At 65.6% G+C, this 24836-nt stretch carries 31 protein-coding genes and 1 tRNA gene; 12 read left to right on the plus strand and 20 right to left on the minus strand.

All coding sequences use genetic code 11. The features are described from left to right. Positions 1-72 precede the first annotated feature (72 nt). The 5 genes from AC6LKD_RS28090 to AC6LKD_RS28110 form a co-directional block, all read right to left on the minus strand. Positions 73-279 (minus strand): cold-shock protein, encoded by a 207-nt coding sequence (locus AC6LKD_RS28090; RefSeq protein ID WP_006225311.1) that lies wholly within the window; start codon positions 277-279, stop codon positions 73-75. Positions 280-613: 334 nt separating this feature from the next. Continuing rightward, on the minus strand, positions 614-1177 hold the full coding sequence (locus tag AC6LKD_RS28095; protein WP_498118087.1) for a DUF924 family protein: 564 nt from the start codon (positions 1175-1177) through the stop codon (positions 614-616). Positions 1178-1407: 230 nt separating this feature from the next. Next, entirely contained in the window at positions 1408-1611 is a 204-nt protein-coding gene (locus tag AC6LKD_RS28100) for a cold-shock protein (protein ID WP_006220190.1), read from the minus strand. 375 nt (positions 1612-1986) lie between these two features. Continuing rightward, positions 1987-2307 carry a hypothetical protein gene (locus tag AC6LKD_RS28105; protein WP_013394609.1) on the minus strand — a complete coding sequence of 107 codons (321 nt, stop codon included), beginning with the start codon at positions 2305-2307 and terminating at the stop codon, positions 1987-1989. Positions 2308-2400: 93 nt separating this feature from the next. After that, entirely contained in the window at positions 2401-2799 is a 399-nt protein-coding gene (locus AC6LKD_RS28110) for a hypothetical protein (protein WP_013394610.1), read from the minus strand. A 124-nt stretch (positions 2800-2923) separates the two neighbouring features. Here AC6LKD_RS28110 and AC6LKD_RS28115 point away from each other — a divergent pair, with 124 nt between their 5' ends. Next, complete coding sequence (locus tag AC6LKD_RS28115) at positions 2924-3223, plus strand: DUF2513 domain-containing protein (RefSeq protein WP_041655757.1); 300 nt, start codon at positions 2924-2926, stop codon at positions 3221-3223. A gap of 19 nt (positions 3224-3242) precedes the next feature. Here the strand turns inward: AC6LKD_RS28115 and AC6LKD_RS28120 are convergent, their stop codons facing one another. The 3 genes from AC6LKD_RS28120 to AC6LKD_RS28130 all read right to left on the minus strand — a co-directional run bounded on the left by AC6LKD_RS28120 (position 3243) and on the right by AC6LKD_RS28130 (position 5162). Continuing rightward, positions 3243-3515, minus strand: coding sequence for a hypothetical protein (locus AC6LKD_RS28120; RefSeq protein ID WP_013394612.1), 273 nt, complete (start codon positions 3513-3515; stop codon positions 3243-3245). A gap of 79 nt (positions 3516-3594) precedes the next feature. Further along, positions 3595-3981: a RidA family protein gene (locus AC6LKD_RS28125; RefSeq protein ID WP_498118088.1), complete on the minus strand. Its 387-nt coding sequence runs from the start codon at positions 3979-3981 to the stop codon at positions 3595-3597. A gap of 23 nt (positions 3982-4004) precedes the next feature. Beyond that, entirely contained in the window at positions 4005-5162 is a 1158-nt protein-coding gene (locus AC6LKD_RS28130) for a DSD1 family PLP-dependent enzyme (RefSeq protein ID WP_498118089.1), read from the minus strand. 98 nt (positions 5163-5260) lie between these two features. Here AC6LKD_RS28130 and AC6LKD_RS28135 point away from each other — a divergent pair, with 98 nt between their 5' ends. Beyond that, positions 5261-6166 (plus strand): LysR family transcriptional regulator, encoded by a 906-nt coding sequence (locus AC6LKD_RS28135; RefSeq protein ID WP_498118090.1) that lies wholly within the window; start codon positions 5261-5263, stop codon positions 6164-6166. Here AC6LKD_RS28135 and AC6LKD_RS28140 read toward each other — a convergent pair. Together AC6LKD_RS28140 and AC6LKD_RS28145 are read right to left on the minus strand one after the other, a co-directional pair. Next, entirely contained in the window at positions 6163-6561 is a 399-nt protein-coding gene (locus tag AC6LKD_RS28140; protein WP_498118091.1) for a RidA family protein, read from the minus strand. The genes AC6LKD_RS28135 and AC6LKD_RS28140 overlap by 4 nt on opposite strands. 62 nt (positions 6562-6623) lie before the next feature. Further along, entirely contained in the window at positions 6624-7814 is a 1191-nt protein-coding gene (locus tag AC6LKD_RS28145; protein ID WP_498118092.1) for an MFS transporter, read from the minus strand. 93 nt (positions 7815-7907) lie between these two features. On the opposite strand from AC6LKD_RS28145, the gene AC6LKD_RS28150 reads away from it, so the two are divergent. The 4 genes from AC6LKD_RS28150 to AC6LKD_RS28165 all read left to right on the plus strand — a co-directional run bounded on the left by AC6LKD_RS28150 (position 7908) and on the right by AC6LKD_RS28165 (position 11009). Further along, entirely contained in the window at positions 7908-8492 is a 585-nt protein-coding gene (locus AC6LKD_RS28150) for a TetR/AcrR family transcriptional regulator (RefSeq protein WP_498118093.1), read from the plus strand. 118 nt (positions 8493-8610) lie between these two features. After that, a complete protein-coding gene (locus AC6LKD_RS28155) occupies positions 8611-10053 on the plus strand; it encodes an MFS transporter (protein WP_498118094.1) in 1443 nt (480 codons plus the stop codon). Positions 10054-10147: 94 nt separating this feature from the next. Next, on the plus strand, positions 10148-10456 hold the full coding sequence (locus AC6LKD_RS28160) for a hypothetical protein (RefSeq protein ID WP_498118095.1): 309 nt from the start codon (positions 10148-10150) through the stop codon (positions 10454-10456). Positions 10457-10577: 121 nt separating this feature from the next. Further along, complete coding sequence (locus tag AC6LKD_RS28165; RefSeq protein ID WP_498118096.1) at positions 10578-11009, plus strand: shikimate kinase; 432 nt, start codon at positions 10578-10580, stop codon at positions 11007-11009. A 25-nt stretch (positions 11010-11034) separates the two neighbouring features. On the opposite strand, the gene AC6LKD_RS28170 is transcribed toward AC6LKD_RS28165, so the two are convergent. After that, positions 11035-12684 (minus strand): PqiB family protein, encoded by a 1650-nt coding sequence (locus AC6LKD_RS28170; RefSeq protein ID WP_498118097.1) that lies wholly within the window; start codon positions 12682-12684, stop codon positions 11035-11037. A gap of 176 nt (positions 12685-12860) precedes the next feature. On the opposite strand from AC6LKD_RS28170, the gene AC6LKD_RS28175 reads away from it, so the two are divergent. After that, on the plus strand, positions 12861-13346 hold the full coding sequence (locus AC6LKD_RS28175) for a GNAT family N-acetyltransferase (protein WP_498118098.1): 486 nt from the start codon (positions 12861-12863) through the stop codon (positions 13344-13346). A gap of 24 nt (positions 13347-13370) precedes the next feature. Here AC6LKD_RS28175 and AC6LKD_RS28180 read toward each other — a convergent pair whose 3' ends face one another. The 9 genes from AC6LKD_RS28180 to AC6LKD_RS28220 all read right to left on the minus strand — a co-directional run bounded on the left by AC6LKD_RS28180 (position 13371) and on the right by AC6LKD_RS28220 (position 18663). After that, positions 13371-13679: a hypothetical protein gene (locus tag AC6LKD_RS28180; protein ID WP_013394624.1), complete on the minus strand. Its 309-nt coding sequence runs from the start codon at positions 13677-13679 to the stop codon at positions 13371-13373. 66 nt (positions 13680-13745) lie between these two features. Further along, entirely contained in the window at positions 13746-14603 is an 858-nt protein-coding gene (gene kdsA, locus AC6LKD_RS28185) for a 3-deoxy-8-phosphooctulonate synthase (RefSeq protein ID WP_013394625.1), read from the minus strand. Between the two features lie 92 nt (positions 14604-14695). After that, the gene (locus AC6LKD_RS28190) at positions 14696-15259 is read right to left on the minus strand and encodes a cytochrome b (protein ID WP_498118099.1); all 564 of its coding nucleotides are present in this window, start codon (positions 15257-15259) and stop codon (positions 14696-14698) included. A 77-nt stretch (positions 15260-15336) separates the two neighbouring features. Further along, the gene (locus tag AC6LKD_RS28195; protein ID WP_013394627.1) at positions 15337-16026 is read right to left on the minus strand and encodes an MgtC/SapB family protein; all 690 of its coding nucleotides are present in this window, start codon (positions 16024-16026) and stop codon (positions 15337-15339) included. 51 nt (positions 16027-16077) lie between these two features. After that, entirely contained in the window at positions 16078-16791 is a 714-nt protein-coding gene (aqpZ, locus tag AC6LKD_RS28200; RefSeq protein WP_173147179.1) for an aquaporin Z, read from the minus strand. Positions 16792-17048: 257 nt separating this feature from the next. Further along, entirely contained in the window at positions 17049-17441 is a 393-nt protein-coding gene (locus AC6LKD_RS28205; protein ID WP_013394629.1) for a VOC family protein, read from the minus strand. 149 nt (positions 17442-17590) lie between these two features. After that, the gene (locus AC6LKD_RS28210) at positions 17591-17920 is read right to left on the minus strand and encodes a hypothetical protein (RefSeq protein ID WP_013394630.1); all 330 of its coding nucleotides are present in this window, start codon (positions 17918-17920) and stop codon (positions 17591-17593) included. 44 nt (positions 17921-17964) lie between these two features. After that, positions 17965-18297, minus strand: a complete 333-nt coding sequence (locus tag AC6LKD_RS28215) for a cupin domain-containing protein (RefSeq protein ID WP_498118100.1) — start codon at positions 18295-18297, stop codon at positions 17965-17967. A gap of 279 nt (positions 18298-18576) precedes the next feature. Beyond that, positions 18577-18663 (minus strand) — tRNA-Leu (locus AC6LKD_RS28220). Positions 18664-18710: 47 nt separating this feature from the next. On the opposite strand from AC6LKD_RS28220, the gene dapC reads away from it, so the two are divergent. From dapC to AC6LKD_RS28245, 5 genes are read left to right on the plus strand one after another with little or no spacing between them, the layout of a single operon-like run. Further along, positions 18711-19907 carry a succinyldiaminopimelate transaminase gene (gene dapC, locus AC6LKD_RS28225; RefSeq protein WP_498118101.1) on the plus strand — a complete coding sequence of 399 codons (1197 nt, stop codon included), beginning with the start codon at positions 18711-18713 and terminating at the stop codon, positions 19905-19907. A 24-nt stretch (positions 19908-19931) separates the two neighbouring features. Beyond that, positions 19932-20753, plus strand: a complete 822-nt coding sequence (gene dapD, locus AC6LKD_RS28230; RefSeq protein ID WP_447068536.1) for a 2,3,4,5-tetrahydropyridine-2,6-dicarboxylate N-succinyltransferase — start codon at positions 19932-19934, stop codon at positions 20751-20753. After that, entirely contained in the window at positions 20754-21887 is a 1134-nt protein-coding gene (gene dapE / locus AC6LKD_RS28235) for a succinyl-diaminopimelate desuccinylase (protein ID WP_013394698.1), read from the plus strand. A 13-nt stretch (positions 21888-21900) separates the two neighbouring features. Next, positions 21901-22797 (plus strand): 50S ribosomal protein L3 N(5)-glutamine methyltransferase, encoded by an 897-nt coding sequence (prmB, locus tag AC6LKD_RS28240; protein WP_013394699.1) that lies wholly within the window; start codon positions 21901-21903, stop codon positions 22795-22797. Then, positions 22794-24728 carry an ABC-F family ATP-binding cassette domain-containing protein gene (locus AC6LKD_RS28245; RefSeq protein ID WP_498118102.1) on the plus strand — a complete coding sequence of 645 codons (1935 nt, stop codon included), beginning with the start codon at positions 22794-22796 and terminating at the stop codon, positions 24726-24728. Before prmB ends, AC6LKD_RS28245 begins: the two co-directional genes overlap by 4 nt. The last annotated feature ends 108 nt before the right edge of the window (positions 24729-24836 follow it).

Genomic DNA, 24836 nt, shown 5'->3' on the forward strand with positions numbered 1-24836 from the left:
CCCGCACATTGCGTGCGGGGGCTTTTTTCTGGGCGGAGCGCCGGGCCGGCCCGGGGCGCTGCCCTGCGAAGGTCAGGCCGCTACCTTGATGTTCTTTGCGCTGGGACCCTTGGGGCCGGTGCCGACCTCGAAGGTGACGCGCTGGTTCTCCTGCAGCGACTTATAGCCTTCGCTGCGGATCTCCGAGTAGTGAGCGAAAAGATCCTTGCTACCGTCGTCGGGCATGATGAAGCCATAACCCTTTTCGGCGTTGAACCACTTAACGATGCCGGTTGCCATGGAATGTCCTTGAACCTAGAAAAAGCGATTGCTCGCGGGGCGCCAGATCATCAAGGATGGGAGAGGAAGCAACCGCAGTACCACTGACGGCGACAAGTGAAACGCAGACCGCGTCGCTTGAAAATCTCGCTAAACCCAGTGTATTGGCGAACCCTGAAAAACGTCAAACATCCACAAGTTTGACGACGCGCCAAAAGCAGCGGAAAGCAAGGCCGGGCAAGGGTTTGCACTGCCGCCATCCGCCTGGAATTTTCAACTTGCCACGCGTGGACACAAGCGGATACCTGATGCCGCGCCGCCGTTCAAGCAGCCCTTGCCCGCAGCCGCGACACCGCTATCCGGCGAAGCCGCCGGAATCGAGGAATTCCTGCTCCGCCTGCGAGGTCTGCCGGCCGAGCGCGGCGTTGCGATGGGGAAAGCGGCCAAAGCGCTTGATGATGTCGCGATGCAGGACCGCCCAACGCAGGGTATCGGCATCCAGCGGCTCCATCAGGGCCACGCCGCGATTCTGCGCCGCGAGGTTTTCGGCATGCTCGAATGGCAGATAGAAGAACGGGCGCAACTGCGGGTCCACCATCAGATCATGGCCCGCGGCAATGGCGCGGTCGGCGAAATACTGGGCCAGCGGGTCCGTGGCGAACATATGCGCGGTGCCGCGGTAGGCATTGCGGGGGAACTGGTCCAGCAGAATCATCAGCGCCAGTGCGCCCGTGGCGTCGTCCAGCCACGCATCCAGCTGGCGCGCCGCGGCTGCCATGTGGGCGGCTTCGAAACGGGCACGAAAGGCAGCGTCGAACTCCGCGTTCTTACTGAACCATTGCTGCGGACCGGCATCGATCCAGAACGTGACCACGTCCTGAGCCTGCGGGGCAATCTGCGTGGAGAAAGATGAAGTCATGAGAACGCGCATCCTGAAGTCTGAGCAAGGGCGACGATAACAGAGACCGTGCCGGCATTAGGGCTCATACACCAGATGAATGAATCGGGTGCGACTTCAGTATCAGGAATTACCGCACTCTAGGGATTACCCTGACATTATTGGCGAACCGATACTTTCCATGTTTAGGAAATGCTGCCGCAGAAAACAAAAAAGCCCCACGAGGGGGCTTCTACCGAAAACTCAGACCCTTACAGGACCTGGATCTTCGTGGCTTGCGGGCCCTTGGGGCCATTGGCCGTCACAAAGCTGACGCGCTGGTTCTCTTCCAGAGACTTGAAGCCCGAGCCCTGAATTTCGGAGAAGTGAGCGAACAGATCCTTACCACCCGCTTCCGGAGTGATGAAGCCATAGCCCTTTTCCGAGTTGAACCACTTGACGACGCCGGTTTCCATACTGTATTTCCTAGAGATAATGGGCAAATGCCCGGAGGTCACGAATCAATCAAGGAGGGGACAGTAGAACAATAACGCTGAGCCGGAAAAGGCACGGCACTGAACGAAAATCGCAACGCTTGTGATCGTGTGCCGACACTATCGTTAGGTTCCCCTCACAAGTCAACATAATCCTAAAAAATGCGTGCCAATAATGCAACAAAGAGAAACTGCACGCGGATTTCACACATTTTCATAGGCAATAAGAAGTCCTGCATAGGTGTTTACACCCACGCATCATAAACAAACTATCAAGGCTTATATAAATGCCGCCTGCCCGCGTACGAGGATTTCTTCATACGCCGTTCGGGCTAGCACTTTGGTTTGCCGCCAGGCTTACTCGTCGATAGGTAAACCCAGCAGATCGAGCGCCGCGCCAAAAGCATCGGGGCCCGAGCAAAGGAAAACCGCCACGTCGCCGGGATTCATATTCTCCAGGACTTGGTCGATCTGTTCTTGCGCATTATCAACATTGTCGACACTAGAGGCGTGTATGTCAGCCCCAGCTTCGACCTTTTCACGCGGCACGATGTCTGCGATCGCATTGAGATCCGTCACGCCATCTACGACGTAGACGCTGATGCTCTCGCCATCCAGCGTGGTGTGCAGCTCGACGCCGCCCGCTATGTCGGCAACCTGCCGACTTACTATTTCCATGATCCATCTTCCTTGATTTGCGGGCACCGCCCGCCTGGGCACGCACCTTGCAGGTGCACTCGCACGCCCAGGCGCGACTATAACAGCCTTGGGCTAATGCTTCTTGACAGTAGGACCAAGTGACTGCCGCGCGGCCCCCGAAGTGGCGGCGACGGAACGGGTGCGCACCCCGGCGTCGGCCAGCGCGCGGATCAGCGGCTTCTGCGCCGCCAGGAAGGCGCCCTTCTCCTCTCCGGCCAGCTTGCAGATGAACATCTGCGCCAGCAGCTGCGTGCGGCGGGCCTTGCGGTTGTCAGCCTCCTGGGCGAGCCAGTCGCCAACCCAGGCCGCCGCCGCGTCGGCATCTGCCTGCAGCTTGATGTGGCCAAGCAGGTCGAACACGGTCACGCCTGCGATGCGGCCGTCCTCGCCGCGCGTGAGAAAGAGCTTGGCGGCCTGGCCCGTATAGCCGGGGACCAGCGCGAGGCAATCGCGCTCTGCGGGTTTCTTCATGGGATCTGCATGTATCGGTTGTCGAGAACCCTGGACTGTAACCCGGCCGCGCGGCTGTCGCGTGGCAGCAATGGATCTCTGCTATCGTCGCCCTATCTTTTACCCCCAATGAATGGTGGACATCATGCAACGCGATTTCGATCTGGTCGTCACTATCCTGGGCGCCCTGCGCGACGCCCCGGGCCCCAACCTGAGCACGCACGACATCAAGAACGTGGCGCTGGCGCCCCATCCCGAAGAACAGGGCCTGCAGGTAATTGCACACCACCTGGACCTGCTGGAGGACGCTGGCCTGGTCAAGCAGATCAGCGAGACCGCGGCGACCGCGGGCGCAACGCGCTGGCGCATCACCTGGAAGGGCTACGACGCCCTGGAGCAGGATGAGGACGACGAAGACGACGAGGATTTCGACGCAGAAGAATAAGGCGCCGGGCGCCCCAGGCTCAGCGGCGCAGCAGGATGCGCCGCGTCAGCAGCGACGCGGCGGCGCCGATCACCAGGCTGAACATGAAAGCGGCGATCGACAGCATCGCCGACAGCTCGCTGAAGCCGCCGTGGCGGGACAACAGGAACACCGCCACGCCCACCGCCGCCGCCAGCGCGGCAACCCCCAGCAGCACATGCTTGACGGAGCCCAGGCGGCCGCATAGCGAGCCGCCAACCAACGCCGCCGCCACCATCGCGGCCATGGACCAGAACAGGTATTCGTACTGCATGCGGACGGTCTCCCCCGAAGGTATTGAGGCGCAGGCATTATAGGCGCGGCCTCGCACGCGTCCGCGCGTGCGCGGACCGCTAGGCTACGGCGACCACGCTGATCTCGACCAGGGCGCCGTAGTGCAGTTCACGGGTGGGCACGATGGCCCGCGCGGGGCGGTGATCGCCGAAACACAGTTCGTACACCCCGTTGACCTCGTCCCAGAGCGCCACGTCCGGGATGTATACCGTCACGCTGGCGACCGCAGAAAGCGAGGCGCCGGCCGCTTCCAGGATGGCGCGGACGCTGCGCAGCGCTTCCCGGGTCTGGGCGGCCGCGCCGCTGGCCAGCGCGGGCCGCTCCCCAGGAGCTGCGGGCGGCAAAAAGCCCAACTGCCCCGAGACAAAGATGAAGCCGTTGGCGCGGACCGCCTGCGAATAGTGGCCGGCGGGCGGCGTGGCCTGATGCGTATGGATGAGTTCCATGCGTGCCTCCTCTTGAATGACGGCTACCAGCCGCGAAAACGTTCCCAATGCGCCACCACTTCGGGCGAACCCGGGCGCACGACCTCGTAGCCGTCGTGCTGGGCGCAGGTGGCGCAGGCGTGGTTGGGCACGATGCGCAGCTTCGCGCCCAGCGGCAGTTCGGGCAGGGCCGCGCCGCTGCCGGGGCGTACCTTGATGATGCCCTGCTCCTGGTTGGTCTCGGCGAGCAGCAGGTCGGGATAGACCGTGCCGTCGGCATCGCACACCAGGCCGTACAACTGATCCACCCGCTGCCTGGCGGTGCCCCGGTCGCGCGACATGGCCATCCATCCGGCGTCGACCAGGATCCAGCCCTTGTCCGGTTGATGGCCGATTACGGTCGTCAGAACGGTGGCTGCAATGTCATCCACCGAACACACGCCCAGCCCTGCCATCACCAGGTCGAAGAATACGTACACGCCGGCGCGGACTTCCGTCACGCCATCGAGCCTGCGGGCGAAATGCGCGGTGGGGGTGGACCCCACGCTGACCACCGGACATGGCAGGCCGGCCTGGCGGATCGCCTGGGCGCAGGTAACCGCCGCCAGGCGCTCCTGCTCGGCCATGTCCGCAATGGCTTCGACGCTGTCGCAACCGTAGGACTCGCCAGCGTGGGTCATCACGCCCCTCAGGGACGCGCCGTCCTCGTGCAGGACCCGCGCGATCGCCAGCAGTTGCGCGGTGTTGCCCGGCTGCACACCAGCGCGGTGGCCGTCGCAATCGATCTCTATCAGCGCCGGGATGGCGTCGCCCGCTTCCCGCCCCCGCTGGGCGACGGCGCGCGCCGCCTCCAGGCTGTCCACCACCACGGTGAGATCCACGCCACGCCGCCGCAGCGCCAGCACGCGGTCCAGCTTGGCGGGCGACACGCCCACGGCGTATAGCAGGTCGGTGACGCCTGCGGCCGCGAACTGCTCGGCTTCCTGCAGCGTGGACACTGCCGCGGGCCCCTGCGGCGAAGACATGAGCCGGCGCGCGACGTCGATGGATTTGGGTGTCTTCAGATGCGGGCGCAGTTGCACGCCGTGCCCTGCCATCAGCGCGTTCAGGCGCTCGATGTTGCGCGCCATGCGCGTTTCATCCAGCAGCAGGCATGGCGTGTCCAGGGTATCGAGGGAGGAAGGCGTGGCGTTCTGGTTCATGGCGCTCTCGGCATGGCGGATCGGAATGGCTGAAGTATGGCGCGGCGACAGTTCCGCGTGTTTAATCTGGACTTAATCATCCATTAATCCATGCCTGCATGATTACGACTGAAGACCTGCGCTTCTTCCTCAGCCTGGCAGCGACCCGCTCGCTGGCCGAAGCAGCACGCGCGCTGGACGTGACCCCGCCTGCCGTCACCCAGAGACTACACATGCTCGAGAAGCGGCTGGGCGTCAGGCTGGTCAACCGCTCGGGGCGCGGCACCGCGCTGACCGACGAAGGCCGGCTGCTGGCCTTGCGGGCGGAACAGATCTGCGGCGAGCTGGGCGACCTGGCCGACGAACTGGCCGGACGCCGGGACGTGGTGGCGGGCCATCTGCGCGTGGTCGCCCCGCTGGGATTCGGCCAGCGCTACATCGCCGGGCTGGTCGCCGAATTCCGCGGGCAGAACGCGGACGTCACGGCCAGCCTGACGCTGTCCGACGGGCCGCCGCGGCTGGCTTCCGACGACTGGGATGTGATGGTCCATATCGGCGAGCTGCGCGATTCGACCCTGGTCGCCTACCCGCTGGCGCCCAACCGCCGGATCCTGTGCGCGTCGCCCGCCTACCTGGCGCGTCGCGGTGCTCCCGCCAAACCCGAAGATCTGCGCGCGCACGACTGCATCGCGCTGCGTGAGAACGATGAAGACGTGACCTTGTGGCGCTTCAAGCACGGGCGTGGCCCGGCCGTGGGAGTGCGCATTGCGCCGGCGCTGTCGAGCAACGCAGGCGAAACCGCCGTGGAATGGGCGCTGGCCGGGCACGGCATCATGGTGCGGTCGGAATGGGACGTGGCCGCGCATCTGCAGGCGCGCGCGCTGGTGCCCCTGCTGCCTGGCTGGAGCCTGCCGTCGGCCGACGTGGTGGCCCTGGTCAAATCGCGCCAGGAACTGCCCGCGCGGACGGCGGGTTTCCTGGCTCATCTGCGCGCCGCCTTTGCCGCGGCGCCCTGGCGCCGCTAGTCCAGCATGGCCTCCGCCTCGATCTCGATCACCCATTCCGGCAGCGACAGGCCGCTGACGATGACCCAGGACGACGGCGGGGGATCCTTCTTGAAGCGGTCGCGCAGCGCCTGGGCGATGACTTCCTGATCTTCCCTGGCCGTTTCGCAGATGTAGATGCGCAGCATGATGACCTGCGCCAGCGTGCCGCCTGCCGCAGCGAGCACGCGCTCGACATTGTCCAGCGCGGCCTCGGTCTGCTCCTGCAGGCCCGGCCCCGCCGTGCGTTCGTTGGCATCGACGCCAACCTGGCCGGACAACAGCATGCGGCGCTGCCCCGTGACGATGACGGCCTGGCTGAAACCGTATTGCACGGTGTTGGGCACGGTATCGGGATTGACGACGGTTCTGGACATGAGCATCTCCGGGCGGCGCGCCTGAACAGGCGCCGAAACCGCCATTCTATCGACGTGCCGCCTCAGGCGCCGGCACGTCCCGCCACGCGGCCGCGCCCGGCCGGCAAGGTAGCCAGCAGCACGATCGCCCCCGCGCAAACCGCCGTCCAGAACCCCGCACCCACGCCATGGTGATCGACCACCCAGCCTGCCAGCGCCGCGCCCGCCGCGACGCCCGCGCCCAGACCGGTCACCAGCCAGGTCAGCCCCTCGGTCAGACGATGGCCCGGCACGCTGCCTTCCACCAGCGCCATCGCGATGATCATGGTCGGCGCAAAGGACAGGCCGGCCAGCAGCACGCCCAGCGCCAAGGTGAGCAGATCGTTTACCAGCAGCAGCGGAACCGTCGTCAACGCCGTGACCGCCGCCGCAACCACCAGAAGGCGGGCAAGCGGCATCTGAAACTTCAACACGCCGAACACCAGACCCGCGACGCAAGAGCCCAGAGCATAGGAGGACAGCACCAGGCTGGCGCCGGCCGGGAAGCCCTGCTGGCGGGCGAAAGCGACGCTCAATACATCGATGGTGCCCACGATGACGCCCATGGCGGCCATCATTGCAAGCAGCGATAGCATGGGAGGCATACGCAGCACCGACGCCTGGCGCCCCTCCTGCCTGAACCGCACCGCGGGCGCCGTGGCCCGCTGCAGGACGAAGGCCGTGACGCCCACCGCCAGCAGCAAGGCGGCGAACAAGGGGCCGGCCTGGGGAAAGAACAGCACGCTCAGCCCGACGGCCAGCGGCGGACCGACAATGAAACTCAGCTCGTCGGCCACGGACTCCAGCGCATAGGCGGTACGCAACTGCGGCTGGTCCCTGAAGATCTCGGTCCAGCGCGCGCGTATCATCGCCGGCATGCTGGGCAAGGCGCCCGTCAGTGCGGCAAAGAGGAACAGAGTCCAGTCGGGCGCTCCCCATTGCACGCAGGCCGCCAGGCCGAGCAGTCCCGCGACGCTCAGGCCCGCCGCCACGGGCAGCACCCTGCCCTGGCCATGACGATCCACCAGACGGGAAATCCGCGGAGCCAGCAAGGCGGTGGCCAAGGCGAAGGTGGCCGCGACGCCGCCCGCCAGCGCATAAGCGCCGCGCACTTCGGACAGCATGGTGATGATGCCTATGCCGATCATGGGCAACGGCAGGCGCGCCACGGCGCCAGCCAGGACAAAACCCAGGGCGCCGGGCGCCTGGAACAACTCGCGATACGGATTCGACACCGGAAACCCTTGAATGGCATGGACAGCGGCATCGTATTCACATACGATGCGTATGTCAATTTACATACGCACCGTATGTCTTTGGAGAGGAGCATGACGCGTTCCCGCGCCGAGATGATAGAAGCCACCCGCGCCAAACTGCTGGCCACGGCCCGGCAAGCCTTCCGCGAGGCCGGCTACGCGGCCACGTCGATGGACGATTTCACCGCGGCGGCGGGATTGACGCGGGGCGCGCTGTACCATCATTTCGGCGACAAGAAAGGCTTGCTCGCGGCGGTGGTCGAACAGATCGACGGCGAAATGGACCAGCGCCTGGCCGCCATCGCGGCGCGGGCGCCCGATGCCTGGAGCGCCTTGCGCGGACGCTGCCGCGCCTATCTGGAGATGGCGGCCGAACCCGAGATCCGGCGCATCGTGCTGCAGGACGCGCGGGCGGTGCTGGGCGCGGCGGCGGACGGCTCGCAGCAGCAGTGCATTGCTTCGCTGGGCGCGCTGCTGCAGACGATGATGGACCAAGGCGTGATCGAGCAGGCGGCGCCGCAGGCGATGGCGCGGCTGATCAATGGCAGCCTGGTCGAAAGCGCCTTCTGGATCGCGCAGGATTCCGCCGATGGCCCGCGCCTGGCGCAGGCGTTGCAGGCGCTGGACCTGCTGCTGCGCGGGCTGCGCAAGTCCTGACCGCGGCCGCGAGCATGGCTGCGGCGCCGCGATACGGGCGTTTGCGGTTGCGCCCAGGCATGCGTATTATCCAATATAAATCTTGTTTAAATAATTTCTCTCGAAGGCGGAAGACCGCGTGAGCACCGGCACAACCCATGTTTCAAGCGCGTCCTGGGCAGATCTGCTGCACGGGACCAATGCCCTGCGTTCCATCGCGCTGGCGGGCGGCGTGGCGTTGCACGCCATCAACGTCTACATCGTCACCACCATCCTGCCCAGTGTCATCAAGGATATCGGCGGACTGGAGTACTACGCCTGGAACACCACGCTGTTCGTCGTGACGTCCATCGTCGGGTCGGCGTTGTCCGCCCGGCTGATCGAAACGCTGGGACCGCGCGCGGCCTATCTGCTGGCCGTCGCGGTGTTCACCGTGGGTTCGGTGGTGTGCGCGCTGGCGCCCAGCATGCCCATGCTGCTGACCGGACGCAGCATCCAGGGCCTGGGCGGCGGCATCCTCTTCGCGCTCAGCTATGCCTTGATCCGCCTGGTGTTCGAAGCGCCGCTCTGGTCGCGCGCCATGGCCCTGGTGTCGGGCATGTGGGGCGTCGCCACCCTTTGCGGTCCCGCCATCGGCGGCGTTTTCGCCCAGACCGGGCACTGGCGGCTGGCGTTCTGGGCCTTGCTGCCCGTTGCCGCGGGCCTGGCCGCGATCGTGGCCCTCAAGGTCGGCGGCAAGGAGTCGGTCCCGCCGGCCCGGCCCAGCCCCCTGCCCCTGACCACGCTGGGTCTGCTGGTGGCCAGCGTGCTGGCGATCACGCTGGCCAGCCTGTCGAAGGATCTGCGCTGGAACCTGGCAGGCATTGCCGCCGGACTGGCCATCGCCGCGCTGATCGCGGCGGTGGACAAGCGCGCCGCGAAGCGGCTGCTACCTACCGGCGCGTACTCCATCGCCACGCCCTTGGGCGCGCTGTATGCGGTCATGTGCCTGGTGGTGGCCGCCATCACCACTGAAATCTTCGTGCCGTATTTCCTGCAAGTAATCCATGGCATGACGCCCCTGGCCGCCGGCTACATGACGGCGGCCATGGCGGCGGGCTGGACTCTGGCGGCCATGCCCAGCGCCACTCGCAGCGGCCCGGCCGCCAATTTCCTGGTGCGGCTGAGCCCGGTTGTGATCCTGGCCGCGCTGGCAGCCCTGGCCTGGATGACGCCGCGCGCAACGCAGCTGCAGTCCTACCCTGGCCTGGCGCTCTATGTGCTGGCGCTGGCCGGCGTGGGTTTCGGCATCGGCCTGAGCTGGCCGCACCTGCTGACGCGCATCTTCACCGCTGCGCCTGCCGGTGAAGAAACCTTGACCTCTTCGTCCATCACCACCGTGCAGCTTTATGCGACCGCGTTGACGGCGGCGCTGGCGGGCGTCATCACCAACAGCGCGGGCCTGGCGGATCCGGGCGGCGTGGCGGGCGCGCAGCATGCGGCGCAATGGCTGTTCGCGGCGTTCGCGCTGGCGCCGGCCGGGGCCCTGCTGTTGCTCGGCCGGATCACCCGCAACCACGCGCCAGGGGCCATCCAGAAATAGGATTCGACCGGGCCTGCCAGTTTCCGCCAAAGGAAGGATGGAAGGCCCGGGCAGCTTTTGCTACGCTGGGCTCCATCTGCAAGGGGTCCTCGCCATGATCAACAGAATCCGCGTGCTGACCGTACAGCCTTCGTCGCTCTCGGCGCGTTTTGCATTCCTGGGAATCGCCCTGCGCTGGACCCTGGGCGCGACGCCCCGCCCCACCCGCCTGCTGATCGGACCGCACGATCTCGAGCCGGTGGGTTCCGAGGCCGCGTTCTGGCAATTCGCCTTGCGCCATGCGCTTATCGGCCGATCCTTCCTGGTGACGCGCGGCGACCGCTGGGACCTCGCAGCGTCAGTGGACGGCGACGAAGTCCGCGCTTTCGGCCGCAAGTTCGCCTTGCGGCAATGCCTGTTCTGACTCGACCGGCGCGGACACTGGTACGCTTACGCGCCCGCCAGTACGGAAAGGACCCGCCATCTCGAATCCCGGCATTACCGTCATCCATATCAACGGCCCGATCAACAGCGGGAAATCCACCGTGGGCGCCGCCTTGGCAGCCCTGCTACCGGCTGCGCGCTTCATCGACGGCGACGACCACGACGCCCCCAGCCATCTACCATACCCCGAGCAGTGGGCGCTGGCATTGGCCCGACTCGCCAATCTGATCGCTACCGCGCAGGACCGCTATCTGGTCATCGCCTACCCCTTGGAGCAGGACAGCTACGAACAGATCCTGGCTGCGTGCCAACAACGTGGCGCCCTGCTGCGGGTGGTGACGCTGGCGCCCACGCTGGCAGCCGCGCAGTCGGACCGGGGCGGACGCGTACTGACCGAATGGGAGCGCCAGCGCATCGCGCAGATGTACCTCGAAGGCTATGCCACGCGTCCGTTCAGCGACCTGGTACTGGACACCTCGGACACGGATGCGCAATCCAGCGCCCGCCAGATTGCGCAGTGGCTGGGTAGATAGCCAGGGCCAGCAATACTGACGGGCTCTAGCGCGCCGGCTGGCGCTGGTACTGGGCATCCGGTGCGCGGCCGCGCAGCAGCGACTCCGGATGCGCTTGCAGGTAGTCCGCCAGTTCGCGCAGGGACCGCGCGGTGCGCGACAGTTCCTGCAAGACCGCGTTGGCATTGAGCGGCAGGCCGGCGTCGGGACTCAGCACGCTTCCCACGGCAGCCAGCGATTTGCCAGCCTGCCGCAGCATGGCTTGCGCCTCGGGCGCGAGGCGGGTATCCAGCCGCTTCATCAAGCTGGAGGTGGCGCGCAACAACTGGCCCAGATCGGCCCCCAAGCCTTCGAACGGCACCCTGTCCAGCTTGGTCAGGATGCTGTTGATCTGCTGCTGCAGCTGATCCAGGTTGTTCGGCACGGTAGGAATGAAGGGGTCCTCTTCCATCTTGAACGACACCGGCTCGGCCTCCGGGAACACCGCCAGTGCGACATACAACTGGCCGGTCAGCAGGTTGCCGATGCGCAGCTGGGCGCGCAGGCCCTGTTTGATCAAGGCGGCCAGCAGCTTGCCGTTGGGATGCTCCAACGTCGAGCCCGAGTATTCCTTGATTTCCTCGACCGTCTGCGCGCCCAGGCGTTCGGGATAGACGGTGGCGCCAACCAGGGCGTAGAACTGCTTGATGGCCGGGTCGAACTCCAGGCGGATAGAGTCCACCTGGCCGATAGCCGCGCCATAGGCGTCGATGGGCGCACCTACCACCAGCCCCCGCACCGACTGGTCAAAGCGCATGCGGATATGTAGCGGCGCGCCGTCGGGTTGCGCGCGAGCCGCGCCTTCCGACGGAAAAATGGTGAACTCCGTGTCGGCCTTGGCCGTCACGTGCGCGTGCTGCTCGATGGTGTCGAACGCGACGCCCCCCACGATTACCGACAGCAGAGATTGCGAACGCACCTGCAGGCCGCGCGCATCGACACTGAAGTCCACGCCGCTGGCGTTCCAGAAGCGCGTGGCGCTGTTGACGAAATCGTCATTGGGCGCGTCGATGAATACCTGCACATTGACGCCTTCGCCGCTGCTGTCCAGGTGGTAGGCCACCACCTGCCCCACCGCGATGCGCCGGAAGTAGACGGGTGAGCCTATGTCCAGCGAGCCCAGGTCGCGGGCCTTGAGGGTGTAGCGCTTGCCGGCGCGGTCCTGCGGCACTTCGGGCGGGGTCTCCAGGCCGACGAAGCTGTATTTGGTGGCCCGGCTCTCTCCCTCCTGGCGGAACCGGTCGGACGGGTCCACGCCGATATACGCCCCGGAGAACAAGGTGCTCAGGCCCGACACGCCGCTTAGCGTCAGCCTGGGCCGCACCACCCAGAACACGGTCCCTTCCTGCAGCAGGCTGCCGGCTTCCTTGTTGATGCGCACGGTTGCGACGACGCCCGAGCGATCGGAATTCAAGGCCACGCGTTCGACCACGCCGACGATGACTTCCTTATAACGGACCTGGGTCTTGCCGGCCTCCAGCCCTTCGGCGGTCTGGAAACTGATGGTTGCCGTGGGGCCCGCCTCCATCCAGACGCGCACCACCAGCGCCAGCCCGCCCAAGGCTGCGATGAGAGGCACCAGCCAAATCCATGACAGGCGACGCCTTTTACGGCTTGCTGCAGGCGTGCTGGCGGTGGCGGAGCCAGACTCAGGCATGGGAGATGTCCCCTGTTGTACGCATTGGACTCGAGGGCAGAACGCTTTCAAGAATCGCCCCCGAGCGCCTGGCGCGCAAGTAAGGGTATTCCCGAAATCGATGAGCCGGACAAAAATGCGCGCTGCCGGATTCACGGGTAGGATAAGGCCCCCTAAAGTAGTAGTAGGAAGTACCCGTGACTATCGAAATTCGTCCGGCCGTCGCTTCGGATGCGGCCCAGATCCATGCCTTCATCACCGAGCTGGCCGTGTACGAGCGCGCCGCCCATGAAGTGATCGCCAACGCCGAAGATGTCGAGCGCACCCTGTTCGCCGCTGACGCGCCCGCCAAGGCCCTGATGTGCCTGCTGGATGGCAAGCCCATCGGCTACGCCGTCTACTTCTACAGCTATTCGACCTGGCTGGGAAAAAACGGCATCTATCTGGAAGATCTGTACATCACGCCGGAGCAGCGCGGCATCGGCGCGGGCCGTGACCTGCTGCGCCATCTGGCGCAGGAAGCGGTGGCCAATGGCTGCGGCCGGTTGGAGTGGAGCGTGCTGGACTGGAACACGCCCGCCATCGATTTCTACAAGTCGATCGGCGCGCTGCCGCAAGACGAATGGGTGCGCTACCGGATGGCCGGAGACGCCCTGCTCAATTTCGCGCAGGGCCGGCGCTAGGCGCCGCCAGTCGGCCTGCCGGGATCAGAATTCCGGCAGGTCGAAGAGCGTGTACAGGGTCGAACTGGCAACCGGCACGGACGCGAGATGCTCGCGCCCGTCGTCATCCACCAACACGCGCACCGGCCGCAGCGCCACGCTCATGCCGTCCTGGCTGATGGCGGTTTCGACTTCCGCTCCGTCCTTGATGGCCTCGATGACTTCGGATGCCGCCGCCGTCACCGGTTCGGTGACCCAGCCCGGGACGCCGCGTTCGGCCTGGCCCCAGCGCACATAGGCCACATGCCCGCTGACGGGCTCTTTTCGAACGGCGACGATCACATACAAAGACATCCCGGCCTCCCCAATGTTTGGCCCGGATCGTATAACAACTTTGCGCAGCCGTTATGACCGCCAGTCTCAAGGTTCGATGTCGATGGGGGCAAAGGACTTCACCAGGTCGTCCAGCCTCTTTAGCTGGGTCAGGAAGGGCTCCAGCTTGTCCAGCGGCAAGGCGCTGGGACCGTCGCACTTCGCGTTCTTGGGATCGGGGTGGGCTTCCAGGAACAGGCCGGCCAACCCCACGGCCATGCCCGCGCGGGCCAGTTCGGCCACCTGTTCGCGGCGGCCGCCGGATGCCGCGTCCAGCGCCGAGCGCTGCTGCAAGGCATGCGTGACATCGAAAATGAGCGGCCGGTTGCCGGACACTTTCTTCATCACGCCAAACCCTAGCATGTCTACAACCAGATTGTCATAGCCGAAGCTGGTGCCGCGGTCGCACAGAATCAGCTTGTCGTTGCCGGCCTCGGTGAACTTCTCGACGATGTTCAGCATCTGGCCCGGGCTGAGAAACTGCGGCTTCTTGATATTGATGACGCGCTGGGTCTTGGCCAGCGCCACTACCAGGTCCGTCTGCCGGGCCAGGAAGGCCGGCAGTTGCAGGATGTCGACGACCTCGGCCACGGGAGCGGCCTGCCAGGGTTCATGCACGTCGGTGATGACGGGCACGCCGAATTCCTTCTTGACCGCTTCGAAGATCTTCATGCCCTCTTCCAGGCCCGGACCGCGATAGGAATGGATGGAGGAACGGTTGGCCTTGTCGAACGAGGCCTTGAATACGTAGGGGATGCCCAGCTTGCGGGTGACGCGCTGGTATTCCTCGCCGGCGCGCAGCGCCAGATCCATGGATTCCAGCACATTGATGCCGCCGAACAGCACGAAGGGGCGATCATTCGCGCAGCTGATCGAGGAGGAGATAAACACTTCTGGGGCGGTCATGATGGGTGCATCCTGTGGAAATTGGGCAGTGATAGTGCGTAATGTACAACCTGCCCGCCCCAGTTTTCACGCCGCGTCCCTGACGCGCGGCCTTAGCGGCCCGACAGCATGCGGCGCAGCGTCCCGTCGCGCAGGACGTAATGATGGAAGAGCCCGGCCAACGCGTGCAGCAGCGCCAGCGCGATGATGCACCACGCCACGGTGTTGTGCAGCCCGCCGATGAAGCGGCGCTGCTCGTGATCGATGGCGATCAGCGTGGGCACGTCGAACAGGCCGAAGAACGCGAACGGCTCGCCCTGCGCCCAGCGGAACAGAAAGCCCAGCACGATCTGCGCCGCCATCAACAGGTACAGCAATCCATGTACGCCCGTACTAGCCGTGCGCAGCCAGCCGCTGGACGCCGGCGGCAAGCGCCTGCCCGCGGTGAGGCGCCAGACGGCGCGCAGCACGAACACGGCGGCAAACAGCAGGCCGAACGAAATGTGCAAGTGCTGCAGCAAGCGCCGCGTGGGTGTGCCGCGCGGCAGGAAACCCCAGGTTTCGGCCAGCGCGAACAGGCCCACCACCAGCAGCGCGGTCAGCCAGTGGAATGCGATGGTGATGCGGTCATAGTGCGCAGGGCCGGTGGGCGCGGCAAAGGAAATCGGTGTGGTCACGGAATACGCTCATCATCTGGAGGCAGGTGTGCAAGCGTATTGACATCGGACTTACGGCGTCCTGATTCCGGCCGGCATCAGGCGTTGCCGGTGTCCGAAGTCCATCTGGCCGAGTAGGTCTGCGGCAGCAGGCTGAGGCTGCCCACCAACTGTTCCACCCGTTCGTCTTCCTGGCGCATGGAATAGACCACCGCGGTCACTTCGGAGCGGCCGCCGTCGCGCTGCTGGCTTTCCACGCCGCGCAGGCGCAAGCTGTGCTTGCCCAGGGCGTTCAGCAGTTCCGCCCGCACCAGGGCTTCGTCCGTGGAGGCGCAGGTCAACGCGATGTTGTAGTAGCGCTCTTCGGTTTCCGCTTCGGGCACGTAGCGGTCAACCAGCCTGGCGCCGCGCCGCAGCAGCACATTGGTGACCAGGATCAGCGCCGTCACGGCGCTGGCCTCGGCCAGGAAGCCGTAGCCGGCCAGCACGCCCACGGCGCCGGTAGCCCAGATGGTGGCCGCCGCGCTCAGGCCGCGTATGGTCAGGCCGTCCCGCATGATCAGGCCCGCGCCCAGGAAGCCGATACCGGTCACGACCTGGCTGCCCAGGCGCATGTCGTTACTGGCGTCCAGCAGCGCGGGCAAGGCGGTGTAGGCGGCCGCGCCCAGCGAGACCAGCGCATGCGTCACCACGCCTGCGTAGTTCTGGCGCCATTGGCGCTCGACGCCGACGGCGGCGCCCAGCAACATGGCCAGCGCAAGATTGATGGCAATCGTAAATTCGTTCATGGGACCAGGATCAAAGATTTGGCCCCATTATCGCCCGGCGCAAGGCCAGGCTTAGCTGCGTTCCTGCGCCGGATCGCTGACCAGCCGGTAGGCGATGGCGCCGACGATAGCCCCGACGATAGGCGCGACCCAGAACAGCCACAACTGCTCCAGCGCCCAGCCGCCCACGAACAGCGCGGGACCGGTGGAACGGGCCGGGTTGACCGAGGTGTTGGTCACCGGAATGCTGATCAGGTGGATGAGCGTCAGCGCCAGTCCGATCGGGATCGCCGCGAAACCGGCGGGCGCGCGCTTGCTGGTGGCGCCCAGGATCACGAAGATGAAGCCCGCGGTCAGCACGACTTCCGTCACCAGGGCGGACACCATCGAGTACTTGCCCGGTGAATAGGCGCCGTAGCCGTTGGCCGCGAAGTGGCTACCCTTGAGGTCGAAACCCAGCTTGCCGCTCGCGATGCAGGCCAGGACCGCTGCCGCCACGATCGCGCCCAGGACCTGGGCAATGACGTAGGGCAGGATTTCCTTGGCGGGAAAGCGTCCGCCCGCCACCAGGCCAACCGTGACGGCCGGGTTGAAATGCCCGCCGGAAATGTGGCCTACCGCGAACGCCATGGTCAGCACGGTCAGGCCGAAGGCCAGGGCGACGCCCGCGAACCCGATGCCCAGCTCGGGGAAACCAGCTGCCAGCACCGCCGCGCCGCAGCCCCCCAATACCAGCCAGAACGTGCCAAAGAACTCCGCGCCGCAACGCTTAGAAAGCGAATACATTTCGACTCCCCCGAAAAACGAAAATGCAACGGTATCGCGGGGCGGGAACGGCGACTTTAAAGCAATGTAAATCTTGACAATTCTTGAATGCAGCCGGACGTGAACACCCCTGCCGCAACCACGGTAACTTCGCCGCGCGGGCTAGGGGATCGCCCGGACCGGCTAGACGGAAAGGTTCACAGGCTGGAATAGCTTGGCAGAATCGGCTGCGCCGGACGGCATCCGGCGCATGGCCTGCACTGCGGCAACGAATGCGCCTAGCCGTGCACAGGCGTGCAAAGCTCCACCAGCGTGCCGTCCGGACAACGCACATATGACACGACCTGCCCCCAGGGCTTGGGCGCGGGCGCGCTCATTTCCCGAGCGCCCGCCGCAAGCGCTCGGGCATGCGCAGCGGCAACGTCGTCGGTCACGAAAGCCACTTCCATGCCCAGAGGCTCGGCCGAAGCGGAAGCCGCCACATGGCCGCCATGGAAATTCGCCTCGCCCAGTTCGTGCGCGGCGAACGACAGCGTGGTCTCGCCGGTTTCCAGTTCGCCGTAGGTCTGGGATTCATGCAGGAAGCGCCTGGCGAATCCGAACGCCTGTTCAAAAAAGGATAGCGATGCGGCGACGTCGGGCACGTAGATGATGGTGTATCCGAATTTCATGGTTCGTCCTGGTCGTGGGGATGGGCACCCTGCCCGTGCGTGCACGGGGACGGGAGGCAGCCGAGGGCATGTTCAGATTGAACCAGATAACTGTTTATTTATCCAGTATTTTATGGGGGCGCACATATACCGGGCGACCGGTCCCCATCCTAGGCCGCGCTCTCTTCCAGCCCGCTGCTGGACCAGCGGTCCACGTCGCGGATCAGATACAGCAGGAATTTGGTGTATGCCACGTCCAGCGCCAGCATCCAGGCGGAATTGTCCTGGCGGGCGCAGGAAGCGCGGATGGCGCAATCCAGCGTCTCGGCCAGGTGGCTGATCGTGGCGCCGGACATCCGGAAGCAGATCGGCGCCAGACAGGAGTGTCTGTGGGCATGCCGCAGCGCGCTATCGCGCGCCTGCGTCGTGGCTTGGGCGTTGGCTACGTCGCGCAGCAAGCGGTTCAGGATTTCGCACCAGTCGGCCAGCAGCTCATGCACGGCTCACCTCTCAGGGAACACGTCTGCGTCAGGAAGAAGGAGTACTAGGCGGCGGCGTGCAGCACCGTCACCAGCACGGTGGCATCGCGCACACCCAGCAATGCGTGCGGCTCGTGGGCAGCCAGCGCCATGAGCTGGTCTTCGCGCAATTGGCGGATGCCATCGCGCGATGTCACGCTCACCTCGCCGGTGATGCACTGGATGGTGATTTCGCCCGCCACGGCGTGCTGCGGGAGGCCCTTGCCGGCTGGCAGCACCAATTGCAGCAATTGCATGTGCGCGGTCTTCATCAGACTGACGCTGACGGCCTCCCCGTCCTCGCGATGCGGGGTGCGCAGATCGATGACATCCAGAAATGCAGCGTGCTTGAGCGCCATGGGAGGCTCTCCTTATCGTGCTGTTTTGGGTGCTGTGTTTGATGCGGCCGAGGCGCCGTATGGAAGGCTGTCTGCCGCGCCGCCTGCTGAGAAGCTTTTACCGCGCCTATCGGCAAGCCTTTGCCGAAGAGCGCGAAGATATATCAAAAATGTGCTTTCAGCACGGGAGGTTATCCCTAAGCGCGAAACCCGTGCCGGCAAAAGAAAAGCCCCAGGCACGGATGCCGGGGGCTTTCAGGGCGCTGTTGGCGACATGCCAGATCAGTACCCAAATAGGGTTGGTGCGAAGGAGGGGACTCGAACCCCTACACCTGTTACGGCGTCAGGACCTAAACCTGGTGCGTCTACCAATTTCGCCACCTTCGCGTTAAGCCAAGCCCGCTATTGTAGCTTGCTTGTTAAAATCTTGCGTCATGAATCCGCGCCTCGATGCCCTACACCCCTATCCGTTCGAAAAACTGCGCGCTTTGCTGGCTTCGGCCAGCCAGCAGTCGGACGGTCTGACGCCCATCAATCTGTCGATCGGCGAGCCCAAACACGCCGCGCCCGAGCGCGTCGCACAGGCCATCCGCGACAGTCTCGCGGGCCTGTCCGTGTACCCGTCCACCAAGGGCGACCCTGCCCTGCGCAGGGCGATCTCGGAGTGGCTGGCGCGGCGCTACAGCATCCCTGCCCCCGATCCGGAAACGCAGGTGCTACCGGCGCTGGGCTCGCGCGAGGCGCTGTTCGCGTTCACGCAGACCGTCATCGATCCGTCCGCCGGTTCGGTGGTGATCTGCCCCAATCCGTTCTATCAGATCTATGAAGGCGCGGCCCTGCTGGCCGGCGCCACGCCCTACTTCGTCAACGCCGACCCGGTGCGCAATTTCGCCAGCGACTGGAACCAGGTGCCGGACGACGTCTGGAAGAAGACGCGCATGGTGTTCGTCTGCTCGCCGGGCAACCCGGCCGGCAACGTCATGTCGCTGGACGAATGGGAAACGCTGTTCGAACTGTCCGACCGCCACGGCTTCGTGATCGTATCGGACGAGTGCTATTCCGAAATCTACCTGGACGAAGGCAATCCGCCGCTGGGCGGGCTACAGGCGGCGCGCCGTCTGGGTCGCGATACCTACCGCAACCTGGTGGCGTTCTCCAGCCTGTCCAAGCGTTCCAACGTGCCGGGCCTGCGTTCGGGTTTCGTGGCGGGCGACGCCGCGCTGATCGGCCGCTTCCTGCTGTATCGCACGTATCATGGCAGTGCCATGAGTCCGATCGTGTCCGCGGCCAGCATCGCGGCCTGGACCGACGAGGCGCATGTGAAGGACAACCGCCGCCTGTACCGCGAAAAATTCGACGCCGTCGTGCCCATCCTGCAGAACGTGCTCGACGTGTCCCGCCCGCAGGCCTCGTTCTATCTGTGGGCGGCCACGCCCGGCTCGGATACGGCCTTCGTGCGCGACCTTTTTGGCCGTACTGGTGTTACCGTGCTGCCGGGCAGCTTCCTGGCGCGCGAGGCGCACGGCGTGAACCCCGGCCAGGGCCGCATCCGCATTGCTTTGGTGGCGCCTTTGGCTGACTGCGTGCAGGCAGCCGAGCGCATCGCCCATTTTGTGCATACTTCTGTTTGATCAACCTTTAAAAGCTGAGCCGCTATGACTCTCGACCTGCAGACCACCATCGAACAAGCCTGGGACAACCGGGCCAACCTGTCGCCCACCGACGCCAGCGCCGAAGTGCGCGAAGCAGTCGAGCACACCATCGACGGCCTGGATCTGGGCCGCTTGCGCGTGGCCGAGAAAATCAACGACGACTGGGTCGTGCACCAGTGGATCAAGAAGGCCGTGCTGCTGTCGTTCCGCCTGAACGAAAACGCCATCATGGGCCAGGCTCCGCTGCAGTTCTACGATAAGGTGCCGCTCAAGTTCTCGGAATACGGCGACAACGCCTTCAAGCAAGGCGGCTACCGCGTGGTGCCGCCGGCCGTGGCCCGCCGCGGCGCCTACCTCGCCCGCAACGTGGTGCTGATGCCCTCCTACGTGAACATCGGCGCCTACGTCGACGAAGGCACCATGGTCGACACCTGGGCCACGGTGGGCTCCTGCGCCCAGATCGGCAAGAACGTGCACCTGTCGGGCGGCGTGGGCATCGGCGGCGTGCTGGAACCGCTGCAAGCCAACCCGACCATCATCGAAGACAACTGCTTCATCGGCGCCCGCTCGGAAGTCGTGGAAGGCGTGATCGTCGAAGAGAACTCGGTGCTGGCCATGGGCGTGTTCCTGTCGCAAAGCACCAAGATCTATGACCGCGCCACCGGCAAGATCACCTATGGCCGCGTGCCCTCGGGTTCGGTCGTGGTCCCGGGCTCGCTGCCGTCGGCCGACGGTTCGCACAGCCTGGCTTGCGCGGTCATCGTCAAGCGCGTCGACGCGCAGACCCGCGCCAAGACCAGCATCAATGATCTGCTGAGGGCGTAAATGAGTACTGCCGTACTGGATCTGGTCAAGGACCTGATTGCCCGCCCTTCGGTCACGCCGGCCGATGAAGACTGCCAGGCCACGCTCGCCGCGCGCCTGGAACGCATCGGCTTCACCTGCGAGACCATCGCCCAGGGCGGGGTCACCAATCTGTGGGCACGGCGCGGTAGCGCGGCGCCGCTGGCCGTGTTCGCCGGTCACACGGACGTGGTGCCTCCGGGTCCGCGCGAAAAGTGGGACAGCGATCCTTTCGTTCCCACCGAGCGCGATGGCTACCTGTACGGCCGCGGGGCGGCCGACATGAAGAGCTCGATCGCCGCCTTCGTGGTGGCGGCCGAGGAATTCGTGGCGGCCCACCCGCAGCATGGCGGCTCGATCGCCCTGCTGATTACCTCCGACGAAGAAGGCCCGTCCATCGACGGCACCGCCATCGTCTGCGACGCGCTGAAGGCGCGCGGCGAACAGATGGACTATTGCATCGTGGGCGAGCCCACTTCGGGCGACGTGCTGGGCGACACCTGCAAGAACGGCCGCCGCGGCTCGCTGTCGGGCAAGCTCACGGTCAAGGGTATCCAGGGTCACGTGGCCTACCCGCACCTGGCGCGCAACCCCGTGCACCAGTTGGCGCCGGCGCTGGCCGACATCGTCAACATCGAATGGGACCAGGGCAACGAATACTTCCCGCCCACCACGTTCCAGGTGTCGAACCTGAACTCGGGCACCGGCGCCACCAACGTGGTGCCGGGCGAGGCCGTAGCGCTGTTCAACTTCCGCTTCTCGACCGCCAGCACGCCGGAAGGCTTGCAGGCGCGGGTGCACGAAGTGCTGGACCGCCATGGCCTGGAGTACACGCTGGACTGGGAGCTGGGCGGCGAGCCCTTCCTCACGCCGCGCGGTTCGCTGACGGATGCGCTGGTCTCGGCCATCCGCGACGAAACCGGCGTGACGGCAGAACTCTCCACCACCGGCGGCACGTCCGATGGCCGCTTCATCGCCAAGATCTGCCCGCAGGTCATCGAGTTCGGTCCCTGCAACGCCACGATCCACAAGGTCAACGAACGCGTGGAAGTGGCATCGCTGGATCCGTTGAAAAACATTTATCGGCGCACGCTGGAAAACCTCCTGCTCGCCTAGAAAGAAGTCCCCTATGTACCAATCCGCCCGCCAAGAACTGCTGACCCTGCGCGACCTGATCCGCTACGGCGTATCACGCCTGAACGCCGCCCAGGTGGCGCTGGGGCACGGCAGCGACAACGCCTGGGACGAGGCGGTCTACCTGACGCTGCACGCCTTGCATCTGCCGCTGGACACGCTGGAGCCCTTTCTGGACGCCCGCGTGCTCAGCGAGGAACGCAACCGCGTGCTCGAACTGATCGACCGTCGCGTGACCGAGCGCCTGCCCGCCGCCTACCTCACCAACGAGGCCTGGCTGCGCGGCCACCGCTTCTACGTGGACCAGCGCGTCATCGTGCCGCGCTCGCCCATCGCGGAATTGCTGGACCAGGGCCTGGCGCCCTGGGTGCAGGATGCGCTGGCGGTCGAGAACGTGCTGGACATGTGCACGGGGTCCGGCTGCCTGGCGATCCTGTCGGCATTGGCCTTCCCCTACGCCCACGTGGACGCGGTGGACGTGTCGCCCGACGCGCTGGAAGTGGCGCGCCGCAACGTCGACGACTACGGCCTGGCGGACCGCCTGGACCTGCACGCAAGCAATCTGTTCGACAATCTGCCGCCACGCCAGTACGACGTGATCATCTGCAACCCGCCTTACGTCAACAGCGGTTCGATGGACGCGCTGCCCCAGGAATACCGCCATGAACCGCAGCTGGCCCTGGCCGGCGGCGACGACGGCATGGACCTGGTGCGCCGCATCCTCGACGCGGCGCCGCGGTTCCTGACCCCGGAAGGCGTGCTGGTGCTGGAGATCGGCCATGAGCGCGACTTCTTTGAAGCCGCGTTCCCGCAGCTGTCGCCCGTGTGGCTGGATACCGAAGAAGCTTCCGACCAGCTTCTGCTGCTTACCCGCGAGCAACTGAGCCTGTGATACGCGCTACTGGATTGACCCTGCGCCGCGGCACCAAGGTGCTGCTGGACGGCGCCGAATTCGTCGCGCACCCCGGTGAACGCGTGGGTATCGTGGGCAAGAACGGCGCGGGCAAGTCCTCGCTGTTCGCGCTCTTGACCGGCGCGTTGGACCTGGACGCCGGCAACCTGGCGATGCCGGCCGGCTGGCGCATCGCCAGCGTCAAGCAGGAACTCGAGGCGGACGAACGCCCGGCGCGCGAATTCGTCATCGACGGCGACACCCACCTGCGCGAACTGCAGGCGCGCCGCGCCGAACTGACGGACGAGCAAGGCACGCAGATCGCTGAGGTGGAAGCGGCGCTGGTGGAAGCCGGTGCCTGGAGCGCGGCCTCGCGCGCCGAGCAGTTGCTGGCAGGCCTGGGCTTCAAGCCCGCAGAATGGATGCAGCCGGTGGCGAGCTTTTCCGGCGGCTGGCGCATGCGCCTGGCCCTGGCCCGCGCGCTGATGGCGCCGTCCGAACTGCTGCTGCTGGACGAGCCCACCAACCACCTGGATCTCGACGCCATGCTGTGGCTGGAGAAATGGCTGGCCGCCTATCCCGGCACCGTCATGCTGATCTCCCACGACACCGAGTTCCTGGACGCGGTCGCCAAGTCCATCCTGCACTTCGACCATGCCAAGCTGGTGCGCTACCGCGGCGGCTATGGCGACTTCCTGACGCAGCGCGCCGAGCGCCTGCGCCAGACCAATATCGCCTACGAACGCCAGACCCGAGAGGCGGCCCGGCTGCAAGGCTTCATCGACCGCTTCAAGGCCAAGGCGTCCAAGGCCAAGCAGGCGCAAAGCCGCGTCAAGGCGCTAGCGCGCATGCAGGTACTGGCGCCCTTGCACGCCGAAGCGGGCATCGATATCCGCATCCCCTCGCCCGATCAGGTGCCGGACCCGCTCCTGACCCTGGAACACCTGTCGGCCGGCTATACGGACGCCGACGGCAACACGGTGTCCATCCTGCGCGACGTGACCCTGATGGTGCGCGCCGGCAGCCGCGTCGGCGTGCTGGGCGCCAACGGCGCCGGCAAGAGCACGCTGATCAAGACTTTGGCCGAAGAACTGCCGGTGCAGGCGGGCGAACGCCGCGCCTCGCGCGGCTTGGCGATCGGCTATTTCCATCAGCACCAGCTGGACATGCTGGACGTGGACAGCACGCCCATCGCCCACTTGGCGCGCCTGGCCCCCGACGCCCGCGAACAGGAACTGCGCAACTACCTGGGCGGCTTCGGCTTTTCGGGCGACACGGTGACCAGCAAGGTCGGCCCGATGTCCGGCGGCGAGAAAGCGCGCCTGGCGCTGTCCCTGATCGTCTGGCAAAAACCCAACCTGCTGCTGCTGGACGAACCCAGCAACCACCTGGACGTGGAGACGCGCGAGGCCCTGGCCGCGGCGCTGGCGGACTTCGGTGGCAGCATGCTGCTGGTATCGCATGACCGCCACCTGCTGCGTACCACCGTGGACAGCTTCTGGATCGTGGCCGATGGCGCGGTATGCGAGTTCGACGGCGACCTGGAGGACTACCGCGATTGGCTCGCCGCCCGCAACGCCGGCGAACGCGCGGAAGCCGCGCGCGAGAACGCGGAAGGCAACGAACCGGTAGTGGACCGCAAGGCCCAGCGCCGCGCCGAAGCCGAACAGCGCCAGCGCCTTTCCGCCCTGCGCAAGCCGCTGGAATCCAGGCTTGCCAAGGTCGAGACCGAAATGGAGAAGCTGCGCGCCAAGCTGCACGGGCTGGACGCCATCATCGCCGACCCGGACCTGTACTCGGACGCGCGCCGCGCCGAACGCCAGAAGGTCATGGCCGAACACGGCGAACACGGCAAGCGCATGGACGAGCTGGAAGAGCAGTGGCTGGAAATCCAGGGCTCGCTGGAAGAGATCGAACAGTCCGAGGCCTGACGGCTTGCGGCGGGGGGCCCGCCCCCCCCCCCCCCCCCCTTTTCCGGTTATCTTGAAAAAAAAAAAAGTATTATTTTTAATCCTCTCTCTTTTTTAAAACTCCCCGCC

Source organism: Achromobacter sp. D7-1 (assembly GCF_059760445.1).